The following is an 18,799-nucleotide window of genomic DNA, read 5'->3' as shown; positions in this document are numbered from 1 at the left end:
CGCCCGGTCAGCGTTGGCAAAGCGGCATTATCGCCGCTCGACCGCCTTCAGCGCACCAGCCGGCGTCGATTGACCACGAAACGGCGACGACCGGGGTGTGGGCCGAGGTAGTTCGGCGCCACCGCTTCGAGCGGGGTGGGTGTCATGCCGAAGGGCAGCGGCGGGCCCTCGGTGATGTTATCGACGCGCATCGAGCGCACGTTGTCGCGGCTCATCATCGGATTCGGTGCCAGCTCCAGCAGCCGTGCCTGCAGCATGGCCAGGCCCTCGGGGATGGGGATGATCGGCGGCCGATGCCCGACCAGCCTGCCCACATAACGCACCAGATCGGCCAGGGTGTAGACGCCCGGCCCGGCCAGATCGCAGCAGAGGCCAATCGCGTCGGCGCGGTCCAGGCAGGCAACAACGACTTTGGCCACATCCTCCACCCACACCGGCTGGAAGCGACACGCCGCCCCGCCGAGCGGCATCACCGGCGCGATACGCACCAAGCCGGCAAACAGGTTGAGAAAGCTGTCGTCCTGCCCGAAGATCACCGACGGGCGCAGGATCGTCCAATCCAGCGACGGGTCAGCATTGCGGATCACGGTTTCGCCCGCCGCCTTGGAACGCTGGTATTCCGACGGGCCGCTAGCATCGGCGCCCAGCGCACTGATATGCACCAGCCGGCGCACACCGTGCCGCTGGCAGGCAGCCACCAGTCGGGCCGGCAACAGCACATGCGCCCGCTCGAACGCCGGCCCGTAAGGCGTGCCCGGTCGCGAATGCAGCACCCCGACCAGATTGACCACCGCGCCCACGCCGTCCATCAGACCGCGGAGCTCGCCTTCGTCGAACACATCGGCCTCAATCACCTCCACGGTCGGCAGCAGCAGCAAATGCCGCGCCCGATGACGATGGCGCGTCGGCACGCGCACCCGATACCCCGCCGCCACCAACTGTGCGACAACCGAGTGACCGACATACCCGCTGCCGCCCACCGCCAGAATGACTTTCGATCGATCCATGCGTCTGCCTCCCAGGCCTTGTTAGCGCGGCGCCACCTGTCCCAGGCGCGTCGTCAGCGACTGCGGCTTGCCCTCCATCAGGGCAGCGTAGATCACCGCATTGGCCATCACCTTCTTCACATAGTCGCGTGTTTCGTTGAAGGGAATGGTCTCTACATAGATTGCGCCTTCGAGCATGCGTTCATCACGCCAGCGCTTGGCGCGCCCGGGTCCGGCGTTGTAGCCGGCAGCGGCGAGCACGGGGTGATCGTCCAGATCGTCGAGCACGATGCGCATATAGCTGGTGCCCAAGAGCACATTGGTGTCAGGCTCCTGCAGACGGCTGCGGCGGTAGTCGGTCATGCCGATCTTCTTGGCCACCCAGCTGCCGGTGGCCGGCATCACCTGCATCAGGCCTTGCGCGCCCACCGGCGAGGCGGCGCGGGTGACAAAGCGGCTTTCCTGGCGCAACACGCCATACACCCAGGCCAGATCCAGATTCAGCGACAAGGCCTGCGGCTCGATCAGATCGCGGAACGGGGTGAGGTAGCGCAAGCCGAAGTTGTCCTGCGGATTGACCGCTTCAGCGGTGTTGATGGCGCGGTCGTAAATGCCCTCGTCAAGCGCCAGTCGCGCAGCCGCCAGACGGAAACTGTCGTCGGCGCGGCGCAGGCGCCACAGCCACTCGCGCGTGCCCTCGGTATAGAGCTCCAGTCGGTACAGCGCCAACGCTCGCCGGAGGTCCGGGTCGGTCGCCACATTCGCCTGCACCGCGGCTGTTTGTGGCGTATCGGGCGGCGGCGGGGTAAAGGCGCGGCCGAGTCCCTCGTCGGCCAGCATGCCGTAGAAGTCGGGATGGCCGGCGATGCGCTCGAGCAGCAGGCGGGCGCCCTCGGCCTCGCCCAGCGCCTGCTCGGCGCGGGCCAGCCAGTAGGTCCAGCTGCGCTCGGCGCGTTGCTCGGCCGACATGGCCAGAATCGCCTGACGCACGGCTTTCCAGTCCTCCTGACGCAGCGCCGCGCGTACCTGCCAGGCGCGTTGCTCGTCGGGCATCTGCAGCTTGCCGGCCGCGTGGAACCAGCGCACTGACTCGGGCAGGTGGTCTTGCGCGGCACGCCAGCCGAGCAGCATGTAGCCATAGGCCTGATCCTCGGCCGACAAGGCATCATTGAGCCGGGCAAAGCGGGCGTATGCCGCTTTCGGGTCACTCACGGCGAGCCGGCCCAGCGCCCCGAGCATCAATTCGCTATCGGCGCGGCGCTGTGCAAAGCCGGGACGCAGGTTGTCCAGGTAGCGCTCAGGATCCTTGCGCATGACCTTCAATGCGGCACTGCTTGGTGCCTCGCCGGCCGGCAAGCCGCTGACGATCAGTTCCAGATCGCTCGGTCGGCGCGATTCCATCTCGTCTCGAAAGCGCGCCCAGATCGCCTCCGGCGCCAAAAGACCCGACACCGCCAACTGACCGACCAGCGCTTCGCAGGCGTCGGCACGCAGGCTGAGCCCCGACCACACCGCCGCCGCCTCATCCAGAGCCGTGCGATCACCAACGCGCGCCCGCGCCAGCCAATGCTGACAGCGCTGGCCATCGGTCGGCGAGGCCAGGCCACCCCAGGCGCCGATAAAGCCGATCCAGTTCTCATCCTTGGCCAGCCGGTTCAGCCAGACGCCGCGCAGGCGGTCGGCCAGCACGCTGCCGGCGTAACGCGCCAGAAAGGCTTCGATGCGCGCCGTGTCGGGCGGCTCGCTGCGCGCCAGCTGGTTCTGCAAATGCCAGTATTTAACGTAGCGCTCCAGCAAATGCGGCGAGCGCCCCGCCGCGAGCTGATCGAGCGTCGCCTGATCGCCGGTACGCAGCGCCTCTCGTGCCGCCAGAATACGTTCATCGCCGGTCGGCGTTTGCGCCCACACCGGGGTCATGCACACCACGCCGAGCCACAGGACGACCCAGCCTTTTGCTGCCTTCATCGCTTACTATTCCTTCGCGCCCATGTCTTGCCGGGGCTGTTTGATGTGATCCCGGCCTCGCTGGACCGACCTGCTTACTCTACACGGCCCGTGCCGCAAAAACCTGCTCTGGATAGCGAAATGGAGATCGCCCGAAAGCACCTGCGAGACACCGCCATCCGCGCCCGCGAAACGCTCGGCGCCGACGCGCGCGCGCCGCTCGAAGCCGCCCTGCAAACGCATGTCGAAGCGCTGCTTGCGCGGCTCGCGCCGGCCACGCTGGCCTTCTGCTGGCCGTATCGCGGCGAGCCCGATCTGCGGCCCGTCGTGCAACGCTGGCTGGCGGCCGACGCGGCCCGTTCGGCGGCCCTGCCCATCGTCATCGCGCCCGATCAGCCCATGACATTCCGCCAATGGACACCGGCCAGCGAGATGGTTCCCGACCGCCATGGCATTCTCATGCCCGCCAGCGGTGCCACGCTACACCCCGAGCTGATTCTGATCCCGCTCAATGCCTTTGACGCCGCGGGCTATCGCCTGGGCTACGGCGGCGGCTACTTCGACCGCACCCTGGCTGCCCTCTCGCCCGCGCCGCAGACCGTCGGCATCGGCTTCGAACTCGGCCGGGTCGCCACCACCCACCCCCAGCCGCATGACCACCCCATGCACTGGCTGGTCACCGAAGCCGGCATCCACCGCGTCGAAGCCGCATGAACTGGCGCGCGCCGCTCGACGTGTATTGCGAACGCACCGATGCCAGCCTGTGGGCCGAACCGGTCAACGCGCTCACCAACCTCGCCTTCATTATTGTGGCCGCGTGGTTGTTGCGCCGCATGGACCGCCGTACGCCGGCCGACCTGCGCGCGCTGGCGTACTTGATTGGCGCGGTTGGCCTGGGCAGCGGGGTCTTTCACACCGTGGCGCAAACCTGGGCTGCCGTGCTCGACGTGGTCTTCATCGCGATTTTTGTGGTGGTGTTCCTGCAGCGCACTCTGGTCCGGCTGATTGGCTGGCGCACGCGGCGCGCCAATGTGGCGGTGCTCGGCATGCTCGTCGTCAGCGCGACCATCGCGCTCACCGTGACGCTCCCGGCGCTCAACGGCTCGGAGCTCTACCTCGGCCCCTGGCTGGCGCTGATCGCACTTGCCGTGATCTGCCCCACGCCGCGCGCCCGTCGCTGGCTCGCCGCCGCGGCCGCCCTGTTCGGTGTGTCCATGCTGTGTCGGAGCATCGATCTGGTGGTGTGCGCCGCCTTCCCGCTCGGCACGCACTTTGGCTGGCATGTGAACAATGCCTTGGTCTTGTGGTGCGCCATGCGCGCCCTGATGCTGGCGCCGCGCCTCGCACGCTGAACCCCCTGGCACACCCGCAGTTCAGCGATCGCCAAAAGCCTCGTCACTGCGCCCCCGCACCGCCGCCAGCATGACCTGCGCCAGTTCCTGACGGCTCGCTTCGAGCACCTGCACCGCCGCCGACCGTTCCGCCGGGTTGCGGGCACCCAGCGCCACCTGACCGACCCGGCGAATCGCCGCGTCGGAATCCATCCGGCCCAGCCCACGCAGCGCCTCCAGCCGGACGCCCGCGTCGGGGTCGCCCAGCGCCGCATCCAGCGCCCGCAGACTGGCGTCGTCGGGCTCGCCACTCAGTGCCGCGACGGCCTCGCGCCGCGCCATGGTCTCGGCGTCTGGCGCTGGCGGGCTCTGCCACACTTCATCAGTTGGGCGCGCCGAAGGCGTGGTGACGGGCGCCGATACTGGCTGGACATCGGCGGCACCAAAAACAACGATCTCGCGCACCCCCCGCGCACCGCCCGGCACCACCAGAATATTCCACGGCCGGGCGATCTGAACCACCGCCTCGGCCACCGGCACCGCGTGCAACTGCCATCGCCGCAGCTCGGTCGGCAACGGCCCGCGAATCGTCAGGCGTGCGCCTGTCGCCTGCGCGACCTGTGCCAGCACCACCGGCAGCGACGCGGCGTCCGCGCTCAAGCTCAGCCGGCCGGCGGCAATATTGAGGTCGACACCATCCTCGGCCGACAGCGCCCCCTCGGCACCCGACAGCGCCACAAAAATGACCGCAAGAAGCAGGTTTCGCCACGGATTCATGCTTCATTCTGGCTCAAGTGGGTCGGAATTGCGCGCAGCTGACGCGCCACCGCGGTCGCCATCGGCGCAGATCAACCGCTACGATCCCACACCGCCATCGCGCCGCAACATCGCCACGCCATGCCACTGTCGAGATTTTTTACGCATCGCCGACACGTGCCGACACACTTTTTTTCAAACCGCTGATTGTTATACAAATATCTGTTTTGGCTTGAATGTTGCTCGACTCCAAGCGTTGGACATCACAGCTACCGCCCGCCCGAAACGCTGCGCAGCACCCCCCCTCATTTTTATCGCAAGCTCGTACCAGGCTTCACCCGCGCAGACCGCTTTGGCAGGTCACTCCAGGAGAGGCCCACCCCATGAAGCATCCCCTCAGCGCACTGACTCTTGCCGCCGGCATTCTGGCGGCCTCCAGCGGGGCATCCGCAGCCGTCATGACCACCTCGCTCGGCAACACCGCCCCGGGGTTCAATGATGGCGACACACCGGCATTGGTCCCCCAGATTCTTGCCGCGCAGTCAGGCCAACCCGCCCCATTCAACGCCGGCCTGGGCAATGAGGTCATCGGCCCCAGCGCCACCGGCGCCTGGACGTTCACCTACGCACCAATCGCCGACCCGATCATCAGCGCCACACTCGACATCGGCCTGGTGGACCACGACTCGGCCGCCGCGGGCGATCAGGTACTGCTGTTCACCGTCGACGGCATCGACCTGACGAGCAACCTCAATACGCTGTTCAATGCCTCCGGCGGCGGCAACAACGAATACAACGTCTACCAGCTCGATCTGCTCAGCCTGGCCGGTGCCCTCGCCGACGGCAGCGCGTCGATCGTGCTCAACCTGCAAGGCCCCGGCCTGCAGGAGTGCCTTATCTTCCTGCCCGGCTGCGACCCCAACAATCCGGTCAGCGCTACCACCTTCAACGGTGCGCACTACATCTTCTCGATGCTGACCATCGAGACCCGTGAGGGCATGCCGCCCAACCCCAATGACGTGCCCGAACCGGCATCGCTCGTCCTGCTCGGCCTGGGACTGTCGGCGCTGGCATGGCGTCGGCGCCGGAACCCTTGATCCCCGCTATCGAATAAACCAGAACCGGTCGCCGAGGAGCCTCCCTTCCCGGACGACCGCGGTAACACCGCTTCATTGACTGGTCAGGTTTGGCCATCGCAACACCGCTCGACCAGCTCCGCCGGCGAGGCGCTCGCCACCACCCCCACAGGAGAAGCACCATGTCCGATCCCTTCATTGCCGAAATCACGATGTTCGGCGGCAACTTCGCCCCCCGCGGCTGGGCCTTCTGCGACGGGCAGTTACTCCCCATCGCGCAGAATACCGCCCTCTTTTCCATTCTCGGCACCACTTACGGCGGCGACGGCCGCACCACCTTCGGTCTGCCTGACCTACGCGGCCGACTGCCCATGCATCCGGGCAACGGGCCCGGTTTGAGTTCCCGACGGCTGGGCGAGAAAGCCGGCGTCGAAAACGTTACGCTCAACGCAAACCAGATCCCTGCCCACAACCACGCCGCCAACGCCGTTGCGCCAGCGGGCAACAGTAACGATGCGGCCGGCAACTTCTGGGCCGACGACGCGGGCGCTGCCTCAGCCACCTACAGCAGTGGCCCGGCCACGACAACCATGAATGCCGGCGCGATCGGCAACGCCGGCGGCGGCCAGTCTCACACCAACGTACAGCCCTTTCTGTGCGTGAGTTTCATCATCGCCCTGCAAGGCGTCTTCCCTTCCAGAAACTGAGTCGCGGCATGTCGCCGACGAACAGCCGCCCGGCTGTCGCATGACACATCAAAACACGATGCCCACACGGAGAAGACTCATGAAAGACCGACGCGATTTTCTCAACACCTGTGCGCTGGGGGCGGCAGCACTGGTGGCACCGACCCGCCTGATGGCGGCCGGCAGCACCGACGCCCATCCCTCACGCAAGCTGTCAAAAGCGGGCTTCGAGGCCCTGATGAACGCGAACTTTCGCTGCCTGTCGGGTCGCGGTGAAGCCCAGCGGCTCACCCTGACCGAGGTCCGCGATGGGCCACAGAGCCCGGGGCTGGAGCAGTTCGGCCTGCTGCTGCGCGGCACCGACGATCTGGCGGCCAATCCACTCACACCCGCGCTATACCGCCTCTACCACCCCGAAACGGGCGCAATGCTGGTGCACCTGACGCCCTCCGATTCGGTCGCGGGCAGCTATACCGCGCAGTTCGGCCTGATGGCCTGAGCCGCTGATTCCACTCAGCCCTTTCCTCGATTCACCGGAGCCAGAACATGTCTGAGCCCTTTGTTGGTCAAATCAAGATGTTTGGCGGTACCTTTGCCCCGCGCGGTTACGCCCTGTGCGATGGCCAGTTGCTGGCCATCAACCAGAACCAGGCCTTGTTTTCCTTGCTGGGCACCACCTATGGCGGCGACGGCCGAACCACTTTCGCGCTGCCCGACTTGCGCGGGCGCATCCCCATGCAGCCGGGCAACGGGCCCGGCTTGAGCAATCGCCGTCTTGGCGAGCGGGGCGGCGTAGAAGACGTTACGCTGACAGCGCAGCAACTCCCGACCCACAACCACGCGGCCAACGCCGTGGCGCCGGCCGGTAACAGCAATGACGCCGCCGGCAACTTCTGGGCCGATGACGCCGGCGCCTCGTCGGCCACCTACAGCAGCGGCCCGGCCACCACGGCAATGAATGCGGGCGCCATCGGCAACGCCGGCGGCGGGCAGTCCCACACCAACCTGCAGCCCTTTCAGTGCGTGAATTTCATCATCGCGCTACAAGGCCTCTTCCCGTCGCGCAACTAACCCAGTCCGGCTCACCCGCTACCGGACCGGCCGGCGCTCGATGGCCAGATACACGCCATCGTCGCCGACCACTTCGAAACCCAGGCGCTGCCACAGCCGCCAGGCGCGGCCGCCCTTGGCCACATGGGCACTAAGGCACAGGCCGGCGGCGTCTGCCTCGGCGATCAGGGCGCCGACCACGCGGCTGCCAATGCCCTGCCCGCAGTGCGCTGGCAGCAAGGCCACATCAATCAGCGCAAAGTGCGACAGCCCACGCAGCGCATACACATACCCGACCGCCACGCCATCGACCATCACCAGATCGAAATCCGCACCGGGAAACTGCGCTCGGTATTGCGACTGTTGCGCGCGATACTGCTGCTCAAGCAAGGGCCCGATCACGCTTTCTGGCAGCCCGGCCTGGCGAAACGGCGCCGCCCGTGTAGCCGAAAACACCTCGAAAACGAAGGCGTCGTCTGCCGCATCAATGGCCCGCAGCGCCAGCTTGTCAGTGGTCGATGGCGTCATGCGTGGCATCCTCCTCCCGCAACCAGCGGATCATGTGAGGATACGGGGCGATGCCCAGCGCCTCGGCATGTGATGGATCGGCGCTCAACCCGATCCACTGCAGCATCGGCAGCGCAATGAAGGTGCCCGACGAATAGGTGTCGATCAACCACTGCGCATCGCCCTTGTAGCCGTCGGCATGAAACACCACCTCGGGCGATAGCGCCAGGTGGGTCAGCGCCGCCCACGACCAGGCGATGGCCATCATCTCCTGCGCGGGATCATTCGACACCTCGGCGCCCTGTTGGCAGCGCTGGTCGGGCGGCAACACCGCCAGATGGCCGGCCTCGTGCAACAGATCGCCGGGATACCGCAGACGCGACGGGTCGACCCGCAGGCCCCCGGCCTCGATCTCGATCCCCGGCAGGAAGCTTTTCCCGGGCAGATCCGCCGTGCTGACAGGCACGCCGATACGGTGCAAGAAAGCCAGAATTCGCGGCGTCATGTCGTCGGCCTCGCGTGACACCCGCGGCCAGCCCGCCATCGCCTCGGCCACCGCCGGCGCATGTGCGCTCTCGGCCGCCGCCGGTGCCGGCCCGGCCGCCTGGAGTTGCACCTCCAGCCAGTCATTCAGGTGGCAGTCGACCACCAGATGCACCCGCGCCGCCGCCCCATCGTTGCGCACCGCGTGCGGCTCGCTGGCGTCGATGTACCACAGCTCGCCGGGGCGCATGACGACCCGAGCGCCAGCCACCCGGAAGTCCACCGCCGCATTGGTGACAATGGGCAGATGCAGTCGCACCTCGCCAAAGGCATGGCCCAGATCGTGATCGCGATGCTCGGCAATGCGCGCGCCCGGCGCCAGACGCAGCAAGCGCACCGCCCTGACCTCACACGCCAGTGCGTCGACCACCGCCTTGAAGTGCGGACAGCGGGCCAGCACCGGCAGATCGGCGAAATCGGTCAGGCCGGGGGCGTTATGCAATACCTCGACCGCATGTCTGGCGCCCGCTGGCGCACGCAGCGCCAGGCCGCTCCAGTCGCCGTGGTAAAGATCGGTATTGAAATGCGGGGTCCAGGGGCGGGCTTGCAGGCTGGCGAGATCCCGTGCAAGGCCTTCGGGCGCAAACTGCAGGCCCAGGCGCAAGGCGGGCGGCAGCGGCGGCCGCTTGCGCGCGGGCGCATCCTGGAACGGCGTCGGATCTCGCATGGGCATACTCCCAGTCGCGGGCCGGGCATTATCGCAGGCACGGCCGGCGGGTCAGCGACGAAACCAGTTTAGCGTAAGCTGTCGTCATCGCAAGGCCAGCCGGTACCAACACCGACATCGGCGCCGACAATCCATCGCACAGGAGACGCGCATGCCCACCGCGATCACGCTCGCGCTATTCACCCCCCTGATCGGACAGCCGTTCACGCTGGACGACAGCCACACCACGGCCAGCCTTGCGCTGATCGAGGCCACCGCGCTGCCGGCCCGGCCTGGCGCGCCGCGGCCCGACCCGTTCTCGCTGGTTTTTCGGGCGGCCCGCGAACTGGGGCTGACGCAAGGCCTGGTGCGACTCACGCATGCCCGCGTCGGCACGCTTGAGCTGTTTCTCGTACCGGTCGGTCAGGACGACCAGGGGCAACACTTCCAGGCGCTGTTCAACTAGTCACCGCAGCAGCGGATCACACGCGCAGCAGCACGACCTTCAAGGGCGGATTACCGTCCGGACTCGGGAAGTCGGCTTCGGGCTCGATCCACTCCAGCGAATGCACCGGGCGACCGATTTTCTTGGCGCTGCGCTGGAGTTGGTCCACCCAGTCCTCGCGCGCCACCTGCGCCACATTGTTGCAGCAGATCAGCGTGCCACCCTCGGCGGTGGTGCGCAGCGCCAGATTGAACAATGCGGAGTAGTCGTTGACCAGGTCCACCACGCCGAACAGGCTCTTGGCGTAACGCGGCGGGTCCAGAAACACCAAATCAAACTGGCGCCCCTCCAGCGGCGGGAAAGGCGGCATGCGCTTGCCCCGCACCACTTTTGACTGCCCCTGCCCCGCCAGCTGACGCAGCGCCGGGAACACATCGCTCTTCACGAAGCGCACCCGGATCGGCAGATCATTCAGACGCGCATTGTCCTTGCCCACGGCGAGACTGGAGGCGGAGAAGTCCACGTTCACCACATGCTTCGCACCGGCCTTGGCCGCGGCCACGCCGACACCACAGGTGTAAGCGAACAGGTTGAGCACGGACTTGTCTGCGGCCTCGGCCATGACCCGCCGCCGCGCCGCGCGCAGATCGAGAAACAGCCAGGGGTCCTGCCCCTCGTGGCGGCCCTGAAACCGGTAATTGACGCCCAACTCCGAGAACTCACGTGGCAAGACGGCAGCTTCGGACTGCGCGGCATTCAGCTCATTGGACACCCGTGAATTGCCCGCGCTACGGTCGTTCCAGATCACCGGCAGGCCCGGGTAGGCCTTGGCGTAAAACGATTCAATGGCTGCCAGATCGTCTGCGCTCAGCGCCTGATGAAAGGTCTGTACCAGCAAGGCATCGCCGTAGCGATCCACGGTCAGACCGGGCGCGCCCTCGGCGCTGCCATGAAACACCCGGTAGGCCTCCGTACCCTCTTCTGCCAAACGTTCGAAAAGCGGGGCACGGGCCGACAAGGCGGCAGCGAGTTGATCAGACAGGGGGGAGGTCATGGCGGGCGCCGGAAGCAGTAAAGACAACCATCATAGCCTCTTGCACCCCCGCAACCGGGACAATCGGCACTTTGCGCGGTGCTGGTGTCGATGGTTTCGGAAATCTGGCGCCGACGCGCCACGGCCAAAACCGCGCTACTCGGCCGTGTCCGACGGGTCCTTCACGGGCGTATCCACATCCAGTCCCCAATCGCCGTGCTCGTACCAGTCGTCGCCCAGCATCTCGGCCGGATGCAGCGTACGGCCCGCGCCGTTGCCACACATCAGCGCGTCGGCCGAGCAGTACTTGTCGCAGCCCCAACAGATGCGCTCGGGGCGTTTAGGATGGAGCGGAAATTTTTTGGCCATGTTGTTCCACCTTAACAGACGCGCAGCCCAATGCCGGCGAGGGGCTTGAAGAACCGCCCCGCGCGGCCAGCCACGCTTCGAGGGCCGCCGCCGACAGCGGTCTCGCAAACAGGAAGCCCTGCAGCACGTCGCAACCGGTGTCGGCAAGGAACTGGCGCTGCGCCTCGGTCTCCACCCCTTCGGCCACCACCGACAGACCGAGCCGGCAAGCCAGCGTCACCACCGCATCGGCGACTGCCGCGTCGGTATCGGAATCGGGCAGGTGGTGGACGAAGCCGCGGTCGAGCTTGAGGACGTTGAGCGGCAGCTTGCACAGCGTGGCCAGTGAGGAGTGGCCGGTGCCGAAGTCGTCCATGGCGATCTGCAGCCCCTTGTCACGCAGGCGCTCCAAGGCCTGGGCAGCGTCGGAGGGGTGCGCCATGGCTGCGGTTTCGGTGATCTCCAACTCGATCCATTCAGCCGATGCACCGGCCTCTGCAAGGATGGCTTCGATCCGCTCGGCCAGATCGGCATCGTGAAACTGCCGCGCCGACAGATTGACCGCGACCCGCGGCACGTCGATGCCGCGCCGGCGCCAGTCGACCATCTGCCGGGCCGCCTCGCCCAGCGCCCACTCGCCCAGCTCGGCGATGATGCCGACCTCTTCGGCGATGGGGATGAAGTCCAGCGGCGACACCGTGCCGCGTTCGGGGTGCTGCCAGCGCAACAAGGCCTCGACGCCGGCCAGGCTGCCGTCGGCCGCAACCAGCTGGGGTTGATAGACCAGCACCAGTTGGTCGCGTGCCACGGCACGGCGCAGGTCGGTTTCCAGCGCCAGGCGCTGGCTGGCGCGGCGGTTCATGGCTTCGTCGTAGAAGCGCACGGTGTTGCGTCCGGCTGCCTTGGCGGCATACATGGCAGCATCGGCGTTGCGCAGCAGGGTGTCGGCATCGGCGCCGTCGACGGGACACAGGGCGATGCCAAGACTGGCCGCCACGTCGATGTCGCGCCCCTGGGCAACCACCGGCGGCGCCAACGCGGCCAGCACCCGGCGGGCAATGGCGGCGGCTCGCTCGGCGCTACCGGCCCCTTCGACGAGAATCACGAACTCGTCGCCGGCCAGGCGCGCCAGGGTGTCGGCGCTGCGGCACACCGCCGCCATGCGCCGCGCCACCTCGACCAGCACCGCGTCGCCAGCGCCATGGCCGAGGCTATCGTTGATCAGCTTGAAACGGTCCAGGTCGACGAAGCACAGCGCGAAGTCTTCGCCGCGCTCGGCCCGGGCCAGCGCCTGGGCCAGACGATCGTCGAACAGGCTGCGGTTGGGCAGACCGGTGAGCGTGTCGTAGTGGGCGAGAAAGGCCAGCTGCGCTTCGGCATCCTTGCGCGCCGTGACATCGTTGAGCACACCAACGTAGTGCGAGACACTGCCGGTGTCACTGCGCACCGGGGCGAGGAACAGCTCGATCCATTGGCGCGAACGGTCGGCACGCAGGCGTGACAAGGTGGTATAGCCGTTGCGCCCCTCGGCGATCGCCTCGCGGATCACCGCAAAGCCATCCTCGGCGCTGGTGCACAAGCAGGGTTTGCCAATCATGGCGCCCGGCGCGCTGCCCAGGATGTGCGACAGCGCCGCGTTGGCGTAGATGAGCCGGTAGTCGGGCGGCGCGGCGGTGGCGATGAAGACACCGTTGACGCTCGACTCGATGGCGCGGTCACGCAACGCGATGGCACGCTTGTCGGCATGGATGTAGGTGTCGAGCGTGAGCCCGAGGTCGAGCATGACCACCTTGAGCAGCGCGTCGAAGGCCGGCATGAAGGCCTCGGCCTCGCCGCCGGTGGCCCGCCAGGTAGCGCGCAGCATGTCGGAGAGGTATTTGCGGAAGGCACCGACATACCACTTTGGCGTCAGCCCGATGCGGGCATGGGTCATGCCGACGCGCAGGCGCTCGGCCACATAGTCTTCGCCGTACTCGCCTTCGATCAGGCTGTCGAAGTACCGGCCGTGGGCCTGTTTCAGCCGGGCCACGGTGGCCGCGTCGGGCAGCAGCGCGGCCAGCTCGGGCAGCTGGCGCAGGTAGGCGTAGAAGCCGTCGGCGAAGCCGTGCTGCGCGCCGGCGAGCTGCTCGCGGATGGCGCGCAGGCAGTTGGCATCGGTCTCGGTAAGCTCGAGAAAGGCCTTGCGCGCGGCAATTTCGGTCGCGTCGATGCGCATTTCGGCGGCAATGCTGTCGACCTCGACCGGGGCCAGCGCCACCACTTCACCATGGCACCCCATTAAGCCGCCCGACCCGGACCCTGGGCGAGGATCCGCTCCATGCCGGCCATCACTGTCAGGTTGGCTTCTTCCATCCGCGTCAGCGCGTCCAACGCACCCGGCGCATCGCCGGCCAGGTAACGCTCGACGGCACGGCGGGCAAAATCGTGCACCGCCTTGTGCGGCGCTTCCATCTCGCGATAGCCGGCCATGGTCGAGAAGGTCTCGCGCCCGTCGCCCTCGTAGTACCACTGGCCCAGGCGGCATTGCGTCTCGTCCGGCACATCGCCAGGCTTGAGGTCGGACAGGCCGAGCAGCACCTTGTAAACCTCCAGTTTGAGCGTCAGTTCCTCGATGTTGGCCAGCTCTGCCGAGGCGATGCGCGAAGAGCTGGCGATTGTGCCCTGCATCATCTGCGACAGCTCCAGCAGATGCTGCATGCTGCGCATCGCCGCCTCGCTATCGGCGCTGTGGCTGGCAGCGTTGTCGGCACCGATTTCCATGATTGACCGAGCGTTGCTGGTCTCCTGCTGGATGCCTGTGACCAGTGTGCCGATCTCGGTGGTCGCCTTGGCGGTGCGCTCGGCGAGCTTGCGCACTTCGTTGGCCACCACCGCAAACCCTCGCCCGGCCTCGCCAGCGCGCGCCGCTTCAATGGCTGCGTTGAGTGCCAACAGATTCGTCTGCTCGGCGATCTCCTTGATCAGCTGGACGATGCCACCGATCTCGCCGGCCCGCCGGGACAATTCTTCGACGCTCTCACCGGCCACGCTGATGCGCTCGACCATGGCGTTCAGATTGCCCGCGATCTGTGCAAAGGCTGCGCGATTGGCGTCGGACTCGGAGGCCGCCGTCAAGGCCATCGTCGAGTCCTCGTTCAACTGCGCGGACAAGCCGGCGAAGGACTGACGGATGCCGCCCAGCGATTCGCCAAAGCGCGGAATGTTGCCCGTCACACCAATGAGCAGCGCCTGCCGAACAGCCAGCGTCTGTTGCTGCGCCTGTGACTCGGCCAGACGCGACTGCGTGTCCGTCAGCGCCGCCTCCAAGGCCGCCGCCTGTGCCTTCAGCCCCGCGTTTTCCGCCTGCGCCGCCGACAGCGCCTGCCTTGTCTTGAACCCGAACATGCTCGCTCCTCATCGGCCCACGGCCTAAAGGTTGAGTAATTTACTACGGTATTCAAATCCATTGCATTGATACCGATCAACGGCATTCGGCGGCTGCGCAACGGCGTACCTCGCCCGCATCCTCGCGAGCCCGTAAAATCGTGATCTCATTCCGTCAGCCCCTCTCCCGCATGCGACCGAAGCCCCCGCCCAACTACCTCGCCGGCTACCCCGCGCATCTGGTCACGCAAGTCACCGACCTGATCGCGGCCGACACGCTGGGCGAGGTCTTGCGCCGTAAATACCCGGACGCGCATGCCGTGCGCACCGACCGTGCGCTGTACGACTATGTGCTGGACATCAAGAACACCCATCTGCGCACGGCCGGGCCGCTGAGCAAGGTGGCCTACGACAGCAAGTTGCAGGTCATCGCGCATGCGCTGGGTACGCATACGGCGATTTCACGGGTGCAGGGCGGCAAGCTCAAGGCGAAGCGAGAGATCCGCGTGGCGACGGTGTTTCGGGACATGCCGCCGGCGTTTCTGGAAATGATCGTGGTGCACGAGCTGGCGCACTTGAAAGAGCGCGAGCACGACAAGGCCTTCTACCAGCTGTGTCGACACATGGCGCCGGCCTATCACCAGTGGGAATTCGACCTGCGCGCCTATCTGGCGTATCTGGCCGCAGGCGGCGCGCCGCTGTGGGCCGGCGCCGGCACGGCAGATGGCTGACTGGCGCACCGACCCATCCAATCAATACACCGGCGGAACAAACATCTCGTCCGGCACCGGGTGCCGGATGTAGTTGCTGTTGTAGACCCGCGCCGGCAGCTCGACCGTTGAATGCGGAATTTCCTGGTAGGGAATCTGGCTGAGCAGGTGGTGAATGCAGTTGAGCCGTGCGCGCTTCTTGCCGCCGGGCTGGATCACCCACCACGGCGCCTCGGGGATGTGCGTGCGCTCGAGCATCACCTCTTTGGCGATGGTGTATTGCTCCCAGCGCCGGCGCGACTCCATGTCCATGGGGCTGAGCTTCCACTGCTTGAGCGGGTCGTGGATACGCATCTGGAAGCGGCGGTTTTGCTCGTCGTCAGTGACCGAGAACCAGTATTTGACGAGGATGATGCCGGAGCGTGTCAGCATTTTCTCGAACTCGGGCACATCGCGAAAAAAAGCTTCGTATTCCTCGTCCGAACAAAAGCCCATCACCCGCTCCACCCCGGCGCGGTTGTACCAGCTGCGGTCAAACAGCACGATCTCGCCGCCCGCGGGCAGATGGTTTACGTAGCGCTGGAAATACCACTGGGTCTGCTCGCGCTCGCTCGGCGCGGGCAGCGCGGCCACCCGGCACACCCGCGGATTGAGCCGCTGGGTGATGCGCTTGATCGCACCGCCCTTGCCGGCCGCGTCGCGCCCCTCGAACAGCACCACCAGCTTGAGCTTGTGATGCACCACCCAGTCCTGCAGCTTGACCAGTTCGCCCTGTAGCCGGATCAGTTCCTGAAAATACAGCCGGCGATCCATGTCGCGTTCGGCGCTATCGGCGCCCCGCGTGTCGTGATCGAGCAAGGCCTCCATGCGATAGTCGTCGAGTTCCATCTCCAGCTCTTCATCAAAGCTGTCGAGCAACTCGTCATGGAGGTGGGGGTCGCGGGCAATATCACGCGTGAAACTATCGGCACTCATCGAGCACATCTCCGGTCAGGGGATGACTGAGATGATAACCGGATTAACAAGTTCCGAAGATGACAGGATTTTTATGCCATCGGGGCGAACCGGGCGCCACTATCGTCGCAGCTTGCAGTGCTTGCCCTCGTACTCGTGGCGATGCAGCGCGTAGGCCTTGCCATTCCAGCGATGGACCGGAAAGCAGAAGCCCGGCCCGCCAATCTGGATGTCGGGCCAGCCGCCCACGCCCCGGCTGGCAAGAAAGCCCGGCAAACCAACCGACGCCGTGATCTTCTGCCAACCACCGCCGGCTTGCTGGCTGACGATCCAGAAGCCGCTGCCGGTCATGCCGTAGCAGTAGGTGCCGCCCTCGGAGATCACCGCTTCGGGCCGACCGTCGCCGTTGAGGTCGAGCACCTGATCGATCTTGCCAGGGCTGTAGCTGGGCGTGCCGGGATCATCACACTCGCTGCGCCACTGACCACCGTGCTGGGTGAAGCCGGCGGCCTTGAAGGCGGCGGCTTGCTCGGCCGCCGATAAACCGGTCGGTGCGCTCGCGGCCACCCCTGCACCGGCGAGCAGTGTCAGCATCATGAAAAAAGCGGACTTGCGCATGACGGGCTCCATCGGCATCCGGCCGGGGTTTCGATCCCAGCCTAGACGCCGCCGAACGCCGCTTCAAGCGGCTTTTCGGCCCCCGCTCAATCGGTCAGCGCACGCACCTTCACGGTCTTGCCCTTGACCTTGCCGCGCCCAAGCCGGCGCACCGCTTCGTCGGCAATCTCGCGCACCACGGCCACATAGGTGCTCTGGTCGGTCACGGTGATTTTGCCAACCTGCTCGCGGGTAAAGCCCGCCTCGCCGGTGAGCGCGCCGAGCACGTCGCCGGGACGGATCTTTTCCTTGCGCCCGCCCAGGATCTGCAGCGTCACCATCGGCGGCACCAGCGGCTCATCGTTGCCGCTTTGCAGCGAGCCCAGCGTGTGCCACTCGGGCTCGGTATCCATCTGCTGCGCCAGCGCGCCCACCCGGCGCTTGTCGGCCGGGCTGCACAGACTCAGCGCCCAGCCGTCTTCGTCGCCGCGACCGGTGCGGCCGATGCGGTGGATGTGCACCTCGGGGTCGGGCGTCACGTCCACATTGATGACCGCCTCCAGCCGCGCGATGTCCAGCCCGCGCGCGGCCACATCGGTGGCTACCAGCACCGAGCAGCTGCGGTTGGCAAACTGAATCAGCACCTGATCGCGCTCGCGCTGATCCATGTCGCCATTGAGGGTGAGCGCATGAAAGCCCTGCGCCTGCAGCACCTCAACCAGATCGCGGCACTGCTGCTTGGTGTTGCAGAAGGCCAGCGTGCTGACCGGCCGATAGTGCTTGAGCAACACGCCCACGGCCTGCAGGCGCTCGTCGTGCTTGATCTCGTAGAAGCGCTGGCGGATCTTGCTGTCAGCGTGCTGCTCGCGCAGCTTCACCTCCTGCGGATTACGCTGAAAGCGGCTCGCCAGCGCGGCAATCGCCGGCGGATAAGTGGCCGAAAACAGCAGCGTCTGGCGCTCGGCCGGGCAATGCTTGGCCACGTAAACGATGTCGTCATGAAAGCCCATGTCGAGCATGCGATCGGCCTCGTCCAGCACCAGCGTATTGAGCCCATCCAGAGTCAGACTGCCGCGCTCCAGGTGGTCCATGATCCGCCCCGGCGTGCCGACCACCACATGCGCGCCATGCGCCAGCGAGTCGCGCTGCGGGCGCATCGTCGTACCGCCGCACAGCGTCAGCACCTTGATGTTGTCTTCGGCGCGGGCCAGGCGGCGGATCTCCTGCGTGACCTGGTCGGCCAGCTCGCGCGTCGGGCACAGCACCATCGCCTGCACCGCAAACCAGCGCGGATTCAGCTTGGTCAGCAGCGGCAGCGCAAACGCGGCAGTCTTGCCGCTGCCGGTCTTGGCCTGGGCGATGATGTCATGCCCCGCCAGCGCCACCGGCAGGCTGGCTGCCTGGATCGGCGTCATGTTGAGATAGCCGAGCTGCACCAGCGTCGCCTGCAAGGCGGGCGACAAGGGCAGTTCGGTAAACGGCGTGGCGGGCGCGGCGGCCGGCGCAGCAAGCGGCTCGGCGGCAGTATCGGGGGTCGGGACAATATCGGTCATGCCGAATTATCCCGCCTCGTTGAACTAACACTGCAAAAATCTTTGTCTATCGACAACACAAACCCAAGAAGCCCCCCTGATCGTTTCGCACCGCACAATTCCAAACGTCATAATTTATGTAAAATGAATACCCGCTGATCTCAGGGCGCTCACATGTTCTCACCCTTCACCTCCGACACCCGCCTGTTCGCGCTTGAATGGCGCGACGCTGCCTTCGACCTGCCCGTCGAAGCCTGGTGGGGCACCGAGGCGGTGTCGGCGGGCTTTGAGC

Annotated in this window: 20 protein-coding genes; 8 read left to right on the top strand and 12 right to left on the bottom strand. The window is 66.4% G+C overall.

Going from position 1 to position 18,799, the window contains the following annotated elements:
• Nucleotides 1-47 precede the first annotated feature (47 nt).
• Both FHP91_RS12940 and FHP91_RS12935 read right to left on the bottom strand, forming a co-directional pair.
• A complete protein-coding gene (locus tag FHP91_RS12940) occupies nucleotides 48-1,007 on the bottom strand; it encodes a complex I NDUFA9 subunit family protein (RefSeq protein ID WP_144309994.1) in 960 nt (319 codons plus the stop codon).
• A gap of 21 nt (nucleotides 1,008-1,028) precedes the next feature.
• On the bottom strand, nucleotides 1,029-2,951 hold the full coding sequence (locus tag FHP91_RS12935) for a lytic transglycosylase domain-containing protein (protein ID WP_144309993.1): 1,923 nt from the start codon (nucleotides 2,949-2,951) through the stop codon (nucleotides 1,029-1,031).
• Between the two features lie 120 nt (nucleotides 2,952-3,071).
• Here FHP91_RS12935 and FHP91_RS12930 point away from each other — a divergent pair, with 120 nt between their 5' ends.
• Together FHP91_RS12930 and FHP91_RS12925 are read left to right on the top strand one after the other, a co-directional pair.
• Complete coding sequence (locus tag FHP91_RS12930) at nucleotides 3,072-3,644, top strand: 5-formyltetrahydrofolate cyclo-ligase (RefSeq protein WP_144309992.1); 573 nt, start codon at nucleotides 3,072-3,074, stop codon at nucleotides 3,642-3,644.
• A complete protein-coding gene (locus tag FHP91_RS12925) occupies nucleotides 3,641-4,282 on the top strand; it encodes a ceramidase domain-containing protein (RefSeq protein WP_144309991.1) in 642 nt (213 codons plus the stop codon). The genes FHP91_RS12930 and FHP91_RS12925 overlap by 4 nt, the downstream gene beginning before the upstream one ends.
• A gap of 21 nt (nucleotides 4,283-4,303) precedes the next feature.
• On the opposite strand, the gene FHP91_RS12920 is transcribed toward FHP91_RS12925, so the two are convergent.
• Nucleotides 4,304-5,038: a HEAT repeat domain-containing protein gene (locus tag FHP91_RS12920; RefSeq protein ID WP_144309990.1), complete on the bottom strand. Its 735-nt coding sequence runs from the start codon at nucleotides 5,036-5,038 to the stop codon at nucleotides 4,304-4,306.
• 362 nt (nucleotides 5,039-5,400) lie between these two features.
• Here FHP91_RS12920 and FHP91_RS12915 point away from each other — a divergent pair, with 362 nt between their 5' ends.
• From FHP91_RS12915 to FHP91_RS12900, 4 genes are all read left to right on the top strand, one after another.
• Nucleotides 5,401-6,114: a PEP-CTERM sorting domain-containing protein gene (locus FHP91_RS12915; RefSeq protein WP_186301542.1), complete on the top strand. Its 714-nt coding sequence runs from the start codon at nucleotides 5,401-5,403 to the stop codon at nucleotides 6,112-6,114.
• A 161-nt stretch (nucleotides 6,115-6,275) separates the two neighbouring features.
• Complete coding sequence (locus FHP91_RS12910) at nucleotides 6,276-6,800, top strand: phage tail protein (RefSeq protein WP_144309988.1); 525 nt, start codon at nucleotides 6,276-6,278, stop codon at nucleotides 6,798-6,800.
• A 79-nt stretch (nucleotides 6,801-6,879) separates the two neighbouring features.
• On the top strand, nucleotides 6,880-7,278 hold the full coding sequence (locus FHP91_RS12905; RefSeq protein WP_186301541.1) for a DUF6916 family protein: 399 nt from the start codon (nucleotides 6,880-6,882) through the stop codon (nucleotides 7,276-7,278).
• Nucleotides 7,279-7,325: 47 nt separating this feature from the next.
• On the top strand, nucleotides 7,326-7,850 hold the full coding sequence (locus FHP91_RS12900) for a phage tail protein (RefSeq protein ID WP_144309986.1): 525 nt from the start codon (nucleotides 7,326-7,328) through the stop codon (nucleotides 7,848-7,850).
• A gap of 18 nt (nucleotides 7,851-7,868) precedes the next feature.
• On the opposite strand, the gene FHP91_RS12895 is transcribed toward FHP91_RS12900, so the two are convergent.
• On the bottom strand, nucleotides 7,869-8,357 hold the full coding sequence (locus FHP91_RS12895) for a GNAT family N-acetyltransferase (protein WP_186301540.1): 489 nt from the start codon (nucleotides 8,355-8,357) through the stop codon (nucleotides 7,869-7,871).
• On the bottom strand, nucleotides 8,338-9,546 hold the full coding sequence (locus FHP91_RS12890; RefSeq protein ID WP_144309984.1) for an aspartyl/asparaginyl beta-hydroxylase domain-containing protein: 1,209 nt from the start codon (nucleotides 9,544-9,546) through the stop codon (nucleotides 8,338-8,340). Before FHP91_RS12890 ends, FHP91_RS12895 begins: the two co-directional genes overlap by 20 nt.
• A 151-nt stretch (nucleotides 9,547-9,697) precedes the next feature.
• On the opposite strand from FHP91_RS12890, the gene FHP91_RS12885 reads away from it, so the two are divergent.
• Nucleotides 9,698-9,991, top strand: coding sequence for a DUF6916 family protein (locus tag FHP91_RS12885; protein ID WP_144309983.1), 294 nt, complete (start codon nucleotides 9,698-9,700; stop codon nucleotides 9,989-9,991).
• 16 nt (nucleotides 9,992-10,007) lie between these two features.
• On the opposite strand, the gene FHP91_RS12880 is transcribed toward FHP91_RS12885, so the two are convergent.
• The 4 genes from FHP91_RS12880 to FHP91_RS21630 form a co-directional block, all read right to left on the bottom strand.
• On the bottom strand, nucleotides 10,008-11,024 hold the full coding sequence (locus FHP91_RS12880) for a class I SAM-dependent rRNA methyltransferase (RefSeq protein ID WP_144309982.1): 1,017 nt from the start codon (nucleotides 11,022-11,024) through the stop codon (nucleotides 10,008-10,010).
• A 135-nt stretch (nucleotides 11,025-11,159) separates the two neighbouring features.
• Nucleotides 11,160-11,372 (bottom strand): DUF3079 domain-containing protein, encoded by a 213-nt coding sequence (locus FHP91_RS12875; RefSeq protein WP_144309981.1) that lies wholly within the window; start codon nucleotides 11,370-11,372, stop codon nucleotides 11,160-11,162.
• The gene (locus FHP91_RS12870) at nucleotides 11,344-13,629 is read right to left on the bottom strand and encodes a putative bifunctional diguanylate cyclase/phosphodiesterase (RefSeq protein ID WP_246116304.1); all 2,286 of its coding nucleotides are present in this window, start codon (nucleotides 13,627-13,629) and stop codon (nucleotides 11,344-11,346) included. The genes FHP91_RS12875 and FHP91_RS12870 overlap by 29 nt, the downstream gene beginning before the upstream one ends.
• Nucleotides 13,629-14,735: a methyl-accepting chemotaxis protein gene (locus FHP91_RS21630; RefSeq protein ID WP_144309980.1), complete on the bottom strand. Its 1,107-nt coding sequence runs from the start codon at nucleotides 14,733-14,735 to the stop codon at nucleotides 13,629-13,631. Before FHP91_RS21630 ends, FHP91_RS12870 begins: the two co-directional genes overlap by 1 nt.
• Before the next feature lie 170 nt (nucleotides 14,736-14,905).
• Here FHP91_RS21630 and FHP91_RS12860 point away from each other — a divergent pair, with 170 nt between their 5' ends.
• Complete coding sequence (locus tag FHP91_RS12860; RefSeq protein WP_144309979.1) at nucleotides 14,906-15,445, top strand: M48 family metallopeptidase; 540 nt, start codon at nucleotides 14,906-14,908, stop codon at nucleotides 15,443-15,445.
• Between the two features lie 21 nt (nucleotides 15,446-15,466).
• On the opposite strand, the gene ppk2 is transcribed toward FHP91_RS12860, so the two are convergent.
• From ppk2 to dbpA, 3 genes are all read right to left on the bottom strand, one after another.
• Nucleotides 15,467-16,399: a polyphosphate kinase 2 gene (ppk2, locus tag FHP91_RS12855; protein ID WP_144309978.1), complete on the bottom strand. Its 933-nt coding sequence runs from the start codon at nucleotides 16,397-16,399 to the stop codon at nucleotides 15,467-15,469.
• A gap of 99 nt (nucleotides 16,400-16,498) precedes the next feature.
• Complete coding sequence (locus FHP91_RS12850; protein WP_144309977.1) at nucleotides 16,499-16,996, bottom strand: hypothetical protein; 498 nt, start codon at nucleotides 16,994-16,996, stop codon at nucleotides 16,499-16,501.
• Between the two features lie 86 nt (nucleotides 16,997-17,082).
• Nucleotides 17,083-18,528, bottom strand: a complete 1,446-nt coding sequence (dbpA, locus tag FHP91_RS12845; protein ID WP_144309976.1) for an ATP-dependent RNA helicase DbpA — start codon at nucleotides 18,526-18,528, stop codon at nucleotides 17,083-17,085.
• Nucleotides 18,529-18,799 lie beyond the last annotated feature (271 nt).

The sequence above is a fragment of the Denitromonas halophila genome (assembly GCF_007625155.1).
Classification (GTDB): domain Bacteria; phylum Pseudomonadota; class Gammaproteobacteria; order Burkholderiales; family Rhodocyclaceae; genus Nitrogeniibacter; species Nitrogeniibacter halophilus.
This window is presented reverse-complemented; position numbering and strand designations above follow the sequence as displayed.

What these genes read in the sequence shown, in the direction of transcription:
- FHP91_RS12940 (WP_144309994.1), bottom strand. Translation starts at nt 1,007, where the DNA reads ATGGATCGATCGAAAGTCATTCTGGCGGTGGGCGGCAGCGGGTATGTC.
- FHP91_RS12935 (WP_144309993.1), bottom strand. Translation starts at nt 2,951, where the DNA reads ATGAAGGCAGCAAAAGGCTGGGTCGTCCTGTGGCTCGGCGTGGTGTGC.
- FHP91_RS12930 (WP_144309992.1), top strand. Translation starts at nt 3,072, where the DNA reads ATGGAGATCGCCCGAAAGCACCTGCGAGACACCGCCATCCGCGCCCGC.
- FHP91_RS12925 (WP_144309991.1), top strand. Translation starts at nt 3,641, where the DNA reads ATGAACTGGCGCGCGCCGCTCGACGTGTATTGCGAACGCACCGATGCC.
- FHP91_RS12920 (WP_144309990.1), bottom strand. Translation starts at nt 5,038, where the DNA reads ATGAATCCGTGGCGAAACCTGCTTCTTGCGGTCATTTTTGTGGCGCTG.
- FHP91_RS12915 (WP_186301542.1), top strand. Translation starts at nt 5,401, where the DNA reads ATGAAGCATCCCCTCAGCGCACTGACTCTTGCCGCCGGCATTCTGGCG.
- FHP91_RS12910 (WP_144309988.1), top strand. Translation starts at nt 6,276, where the DNA reads ATGTCCGATCCCTTCATTGCCGAAATCACGATGTTCGGCGGCAACTTC.
- FHP91_RS12905 (WP_186301541.1), top strand. Translation starts at nt 6,880, where the DNA reads ATGAAAGACCGACGCGATTTTCTCAACACCTGTGCGCTGGGGGCGGCA.
- FHP91_RS12900 (WP_144309986.1), top strand. Translation starts at nt 7,326, where the DNA reads ATGTCTGAGCCCTTTGTTGGTCAAATCAAGATGTTTGGCGGTACCTTT.
- FHP91_RS12895 (WP_186301540.1), bottom strand. Translation starts at nt 8,357, where the DNA reads ATGACGCCATCGACCACTGACAAGCTGGCGCTGCGGGCCATTGATGCG.
- FHP91_RS12890 (WP_144309984.1), bottom strand. Translation starts at nt 9,546, where the DNA reads ATGCGAGATCCGACGCCGTTCCAGGATGCGCCCGCGCGCAAGCGGCCG.
- FHP91_RS12885 (WP_144309983.1), top strand. Translation starts at nt 9,698, where the DNA reads ATGCCCACCGCGATCACGCTCGCGCTATTCACCCCCCTGATCGGACAG.
- FHP91_RS12880 (WP_144309982.1), bottom strand. Translation starts at nt 11,024, where the DNA reads ATGACCTCCCCCCTGTCTGATCAACTCGCTGCCGCCTTGTCGGCCCGT.
- FHP91_RS12875 (WP_144309981.1), bottom strand. Translation starts at nt 11,372, where the DNA reads ATGGCCAAAAAATTTCCGCTCCATCCTAAACGCCCCGAGCGCATCTGT.
- FHP91_RS12870 (WP_246116304.1), bottom strand. Translation starts at nt 13,629, where the DNA reads ATGGGGTGCCATGGTGAAGTGGTGGCGCTGGCCCCGGTCGAGGTCGAC.
- FHP91_RS21630 (WP_144309980.1), bottom strand. Translation starts at nt 14,735, where the DNA reads ATGTTCGGGTTCAAGACAAGGCAGGCGCTGTCGGCGGCGCAGGCGGAA.
- FHP91_RS12860 (WP_144309979.1), top strand. Translation starts at nt 14,906, where the DNA reads ATGCGACCGAAGCCCCCGCCCAACTACCTCGCCGGCTACCCCGCGCAT.
- ppk2 (WP_144309978.1), bottom strand. Translation starts at nt 16,399, where the DNA reads ATGAGTGCCGATAGTTTCACGCGTGATATTGCCCGCGACCCCCACCTC.
- FHP91_RS12850 (WP_144309977.1), bottom strand. Translation starts at nt 16,996, where the DNA reads ATGCGCAAGTCCGCTTTTTTCATGATGCTGACACTGCTCGCCGGTGCA.
- dbpA (WP_144309976.1), bottom strand. Translation starts at nt 18,528, where the DNA reads ATGACCGATATTGTCCCGACCCCCGATACTGCCGCCGAGCCGCTTGCT.